The 451-nt window shown below is 63.2% G+C and carries 1 pseudogene; it reads left to right on the forward strand.

The window, feature by feature from the left end:
* Positions 1–219: pseudogene (locus tag O7A70_RS34045) on the forward strand (hypothetical protein); the annotation flags it as partial.
* Between the last annotated feature and the right edge of the window lie 232 nt (positions 220–451).

Genomic DNA, 451 nt, shown 5'->3' on the forward strand with positions numbered 1-451 from the left:
TGGTGGCTGCTGCGGCTTTTCTGCATGGATAGGACGCCGCTCCAATATCTGGTAAGCGGACGCGATCAAAGCGGCTACGTCAGCCTGGCCCGCACCACGACGGCCGCCGCTCTGAAGAAGGCGAGGGAGCTGTTGCAGGAAGGCTATGTCGACGTGCGGATATGCACGCCGCAGGGCCGGGTTCTGCTGTCTGACGAGTTCGACCAGTTCGAGGCATGAGGAGCGCGGGGGCGTCAAACGGCGCGCCCGGATTCTCCGCGAGGAAAGATACCCGTATGAGAATGCTTATTGTCGCATTGGCGCTTGGCACATTCGTGCAAGGTGCTGTCGCGAAAGAGCCGGACTGCCGCGCGATCGAGAGCACGAGCGGACGGCTCGCCTGTTACGACGCCGCGTTTCCGCCGCAAGCGAAGAAGCCCGCCACGTCGGAAACGGACGTATCTCGAGCCCC

It is taken from the genome of Mesorhizobium sp. Cs1299R1N1 (assembly GCF_037179655.1).
GTDB classification, from domain to species: Bacteria; Pseudomonadota; Alphaproteobacteria; order Rhizobiales; family Rhizobiaceae; genus Mesorhizobium; species Mesorhizobium salmacidum.